The organism is Xylophilus sp. ASV27 (assembly GCF_016428875.1).
Lineage (GTDB): Bacteria > Pseudomonadota > Gammaproteobacteria > Burkholderiales > Burkholderiaceae_C > Xylophilus.
In genome coordinates this window covers 1-4,746 of sequence record NZ_JAELTO010000181.1, presented here as the reverse complement: position 1 = coordinate 4,746, position 4,746 = coordinate 1, and the positions used below count along the sequence as shown (strand labels likewise).

Genomic DNA, 4,746 nt, shown 5'->3' with positions numbered 1-4,746 from the left:
CCCCCCCCCCCCCCCCCCCCCCCCCCCCCCCCCCCCCCCCCCCCCCCCCCCCCTTTTCAAGCAGAAGACGGCATACGCGATTTCCTGTACGGTCTCGTGGGCTCGGAGATGTGTATAAGAGACAGGCGCGAGGCCATCACCAACTACGAGGTCGACAAGACCGTCAAGACCGTGCGCGGCGGCACCGGCACGGTGCGCCGCCTGAGCGCGGCCGTGGTCGTCAACTACCAGGCGCCGGCCGGCGCGGGCGGCAAGCCTGGCGCGCCGCCGGAGCTGCAGCCGCTGTCGGCGCAGCAGATCGAGCAGATGACCGCGCTGGTGCGCGAGAGCATCGGCTTCAACAAGGACCGCGGCGACTCGGTCAACCTGATGAACACGCCCTTCCAGGTTCCGGCCGTGGACACCACCGTGCTGCCGTTCTGGAAGCAGCCCGAGGTGCTGGACCTGGCGCGCAGCATGGCCTGGCCGGTGGGCACCCTGCTGCTGGCCGCGCTGGTGCTGCTGGGCTTCGTGCGGCCGGCGCTGAAGGCCGTCAACCGCGCGCCGGCACCTGCGGCGGGCGGCCAGCTCGACGCCGTGGTGGCGGACAACCCGCCGCGCCCCGCACTGCCGAGCCCGGCCGAGCGCGAGCCGCAGGTGCTCGCTCCCACCGACGAGCAACTGCGCTTGGAGGATGCGCGCCAACTGGCCCGCAGCAACCCGACCGCGGTCGCCAACATCGTGAAGGGCTGGGTCAGCGGCGACGTGCCGGCCTGATCGTGCCTCTGAGGCGTATCCGGAACTAGCAGCCATGGACAATCAAGGACTCGACGACGCCGCCATTCTGCTGATGTCGCTTGGCGAGGAGGAAGCGGCGGAGGTGTTCAAGTACCTCTCGCCCAAGGAGGTGCAGAAGCTGGGCGAGACCATCGCGCGCATGCGCAACGTCTCGCGTGACCGCGTGGACGAGGTGATCAACAAGTTCACCGGCGTGGCCGCGCGGCAGAGCCTGCTGGTGTCGGACTCCGGCGACTACGTGCGCGCCGTGCTGCGGCGCGCGTTGGGCGACGACAAGGCCGCGCTGCTGATCGACCGCATCCTGCAGGGCGGCGACGTCTCCGGCATCGAAAGCCTGAAATGGATGGACCCGGTGTCGGTGGCCGAACTGCTGCGCAACGAACACCCGCAGATCATCGCGGCCATCCTGGTGCACCTGGACTATGACCAGGCCGCCAGCGTGCTGGTCCACCTGTCCGAGCGCCAGCGTAGCGAGGTGATGCTGCGCATCGCCACGCTCGAAGGCATACAGCCCACCGCGCTGAAGGACCTGAACGAGGTGCTGTTCAACGTGCTGGCCGGCGGCGACAAGATCCGCAAGACCTCGCTCGGCGGCATCAAGACCGCCGCGGAGATCGTCAACCTGCTGGGCGCGGCCATCGAGGGTCCGTTGCTCGACTCGATCCGCGCCTACGACGCGGACCTGGCGCAGAAGATCGTGGACAAGATGTTCGTCTTCGACGACGTCGGCAAGCTCGATGGCAAGTCGATCCAACTGGTGCTCAAGGAAGTCGCCACCGAGACCCTGCTGGTCGCGCTCAAGGGTGCCTCGCCCGAGCTGCGCGACAAGTTCCTGAGCAACATGTCCACCCGCGCCGCCGAAGCGCTGCGCGAGGACCTGGAGTCGCGCGGACCGATGCGCCTGTCCGAGGTCGAGGCGCAGCAGAAGGAAATCCTGAAGGCGGTGCGCCGCCTGGCCGACGAAGGCCAGATCGTTCTGGGAGGCAGCGGCGATGACAGCTTCGTCTAGCGCCGGCAACCGCTACGCCCGCTTCATTCCCAGCGAGGAGATCGAGCAGGTCGCGCCGTGGGAGTTCGGCGCAGTGGATGAGTCGGTGCGCGCGGCCCTGGCCGCCGCCGCGCAGCTCGAGGCCGAGCACGGCGCCGAGAACACCCCTGCCGCGCTGGCGCGGCTGCAGCAGGTGCGCGAGGAGGCGCGCGCCGAAGGCCATGCCGCCGGCTATGCCGAGGCCACGCGCGAGGGCAACGAACGCCTGGACGCCTACGTGGCGGGCCAGGGCCATGCCGCCGCCGAGCAACTGGCGCAACTGGTCAGCTCCGCGCAGCAGGGGCTGGACGCCGCTCAGCAGCGCATCGCCCAGGGCGTGCTGGACATGGCCTGCGCGCTGGCGCGCCAGGTGCTGCGGCACGAGCTGTCGCTCAACCCCAACGCACTGCAGCCGGTGATCCGCGAGGCGCTGGGCACGCTGCTGGCCGATGGCCGGCCCGCCACCGTGCGCCTGCATGCGCAGGACCTGGACATGTTGCGTGCGCCGCTGCAGGACGAGTTCGGCAGCATCCCGGTGCAGTGGCTGGCCGATGCCGCCGTGCCGCCCGGCGGCTGCCTGGTCGAATCCGCCGGCACCGTCATCGACGGTCGCCTGCAGACGCGCTGGGACCGTGCCATCGCCGCACTGGGCCTGGAAGCGCCCTGGGAGGAGCCCGCCGCGCAGCCACCCAGCGATGCGGAGCAGGCCGATGGCTGAACCACAGCAGCGCAATGCCGAACTGTGGCAGCGCTTCATCGACACCGCCGCCGCGCGCGTGGCCGTGCCGGTGCCGCTGGCCAGCCGCGGCACGCTCACCCGGCTCACCGGCCTGGTGCTGGAGGCCTCGGGCATTCGCCTGCCGGTCGGCTCGCAGTGCCGCGTCAGCATGCCCGACCAGCCGGCCGTGCTGGCCGAGGTCGTCGGCTTCTCGGGCGACAAGGCCTTTCTGATGCCGGCAGGCGACATCCACGGCCTCTCCAGCGGCGCCCAGGTGGCGCCGGCGGTGCCCTGGGTGCCGCCGCCGCGCTGGGGCGCCGCGCAGGACGACGGCCTGGAGGCCATGCAGGGCGGGGGCATGAACGCGCTGCGCCTGCCGCTGGGCGACGGCCTGCTCGGCCGCGTGGTCGATGCCTGCGGCGAGCCGCTCGACCACCAGGGCCCGCTGCAGCAGGTGCGCGCCGAGCCGCTGGACCGCCAGCCGCTCAACGCCATGGACCGCGACCCGGTGCGCGAGCCGCTCGATACCGGCGTGCGCGCCATCAACGCGCTGCTCACCGTGGGCCGCGGCCAGCGCCTGGGCCTGTTCGCCGGCTCCGGCGTCGGCAAGAGCGTGCTGCTGGGCATGATGGCGCGCTACACCGCGGCCGACGTGATCGTGGTCGGACTGATCGGCGAGCGCGGCCGCGAGGTCAAGGAGTTCATCGAGGACATCCTCGGCGACGACGGCCGCGCGCGCTCGGTCGTCGTCGCCGCGCCGGCCGACGCGCCGCCGCTGCTGCGCATGCAGGGCGCGGCCTATGCCACCGCCGTGGCCGAGTACTTCCGCGACAAGGGCCGGCACGTGCTGCTGCTCATGGATTCGCTCACCCGCTACGCCATGGCCCAGCGCGAGATCGCCCTGGCCATCGGCGAGCCGCCCGCCACCAAGGGCTACCCGCCGAGCTGCTTCGCCAAGCTGCCGCATCTGGTCGAGCGCAGCGGCAACGGCCTGCACGGCGTGGGCTCGATCACCGCCTTCTACACCGTGCTGTCCGAGGGCGACGATCAGCAGGACCCGATCGCCGATGCGGCCCGCGCCATCCTCGACGGCCACATCGTGCTGTCGCGCGCGCTGGCCGAGTCCGGCCACTACCCGGCCATCGACATCGAGCAGTCCGCCTCGCGCGTGATGCACAACGTCGCCTCGCCCGAGCATCTGGATACGGCGCGGCGCTTTCGCGCCGTCTACTCGCGCTACCAGAAGGGCAAGGATCTGGTCCAGGTCGGCGCCTACATGCCCGGCTCCGACCCGGCGCTGGACGAGGCCATCGCCCTGCAGCCGGCCATGGCCGGGTTCCTGCAGCAGGGCATGCACGACGCGGTCACGCTCGACCAGAGCTGCACCGAGCTGGCCGCCGTGGTCGGAGGCGCCGGATGAGCGCGCGCGACGATTCCGCCGGCGGCCTGCGCGTGGCGATCGAAATGGCCACGCGCCAGCGCGACGCCGCCGCCCAGTCCCTGGCCCAGGCCCGCGACAGCCAGGGCGCCGCCCAGGGCCAGCTCGACCAGCTCCAGCAGTACGCCCGGGAGAGCGAGTCGCGCTGGACGCAGCAGGCCCAGATCCGGGCCACGCCCGAGCTGATGCAGCACCACTACCAGTTCATGGACCGGCTCTACCACACGGTGGACCTGCAGAACGGCGTGATGGAGCAGCATGCGCGCCAGGTGCGGGCCCGCGTCGCCCAGTTGCGCGCGGCCGAGCTGCGGCTGGCCAGCCTGAGCCAGGTGGTGGCGCGCAAGGCCAGCCAGCAGGCGCGCCTGCAGCAGCGGCGCGAGCAGAAGGAAGTGGACGAGTTTGCGGCCCGGCAGTCGCTCCGACGTGCCGGCACCGCCTTTGGAGGACAGGACTGATGGCCATCGAACACCCCCCCGCGGCTACCCCCGCCCCGACCCGCAGCGTGCGCAGCGAAGGCGCCCGCACGGACGCCACGCGCGCGGGCGCCGGCACCGACAAGGCCTTCGCCGCGCTGCTGGGCGCGGCAGAGGAAGCGGAGACCGCGCGGCCGGACACGCCCGCCGAGCATCCTCCCCATGCCGGCCGCTCCCCTGATGCGGCGACCGACGGCGTTGCCGTCGATGCCGCAGCGCTGGCCGGCGCGCAAGCCGCTGTCTCTTATACACATCTAAAAGGGGGGGGGGGGGGGGGGGGGGGGGGGGGGGGGGGGGGGGGGGGGGGGGGGGG

6 protein-coding genes are annotated in these 4,746 nt (G+C 72.2%); all 6 read left to right on the top strand.

Going from position 1 to position 4,746, the window contains the following annotated elements:
* Positions 1 to 756, top strand: a 756-nt coding sequence (locus tag JHD63_RS21785; RefSeq protein WP_304952653.1) for a flagellar M-ring protein FliF C-terminal domain-containing protein, incomplete at its 5' end; no start/stop codon positions are given.
* Positions 757 to 790: 34 nt separating this feature from the next.
* Entirely contained in the window at positions 791 to 1,786 is a 996-nt protein-coding gene (fliG, locus tag JHD63_RS21780; protein ID WP_198972884.1) for a flagellar motor switch protein FliG, read from the top strand.
* Positions 1,770 to 2,522, top strand: coding sequence for a flagellar assembly protein FliH (locus tag JHD63_RS21775; RefSeq protein ID WP_198972883.1), 753 nt, complete (start codon positions 1,770 to 1,772; stop codon positions 2,520 to 2,522). Before fliG ends, JHD63_RS21775 begins: the two co-directional genes overlap by 17 nt.
* Positions 2,515 to 3,942: a flagellar protein export ATPase FliI gene (gene fliI, locus JHD63_RS21770; protein WP_198972882.1), complete on the top strand. Its 1,428-nt coding sequence runs from the start codon at positions 2,515 to 2,517 to the stop codon at positions 3,940 to 3,942. Before JHD63_RS21775 ends, fliI begins: the two co-directional genes overlap by 8 nt.
* Entirely contained in the window at positions 3,939 to 4,415 is a 477-nt protein-coding gene (locus JHD63_RS21765; RefSeq protein WP_198972881.1) for a flagellar export protein FliJ, read from the top strand. Before fliI ends, JHD63_RS21765 begins: the two co-directional genes overlap by 4 nt.
* Positions 4,415 to 4,746 (top strand): hypothetical protein (locus JHD63_RS21760; protein WP_198972880.1); only part of this gene is annotated, 332 nt, incomplete at its 3' end. The genes JHD63_RS21765 and JHD63_RS21760, both read left to right, overlap by 1 nt.

Excerpts from the sequence above, each read along its gene's own strand:
- JHD63_RS21765 (WP_198972881.1), top strand. The coding sequence starts at position 3,939 with ATGAGCGCGCGCGACGATTCCGCCGGCGGCCTGCGCGTGGCGATCGAA.
- fliG (WP_198972884.1), top strand. The coding sequence starts at position 791 with ATGGACAATCAAGGACTCGACGACGCCGCCATTCTGCTGATGTCGCTT.
- fliI (WP_198972882.1), top strand. The coding sequence starts at position 2,515 with ATGGCTGAACCACAGCAGCGCAATGCCGAACTGTGGCAGCGCTTCATC.
- JHD63_RS21775 (WP_198972883.1), top strand. The coding sequence starts at position 1,770 with ATGACAGCTTCGTCTAGCGCCGGCAACCGCTACGCCCGCTTCATTCCC.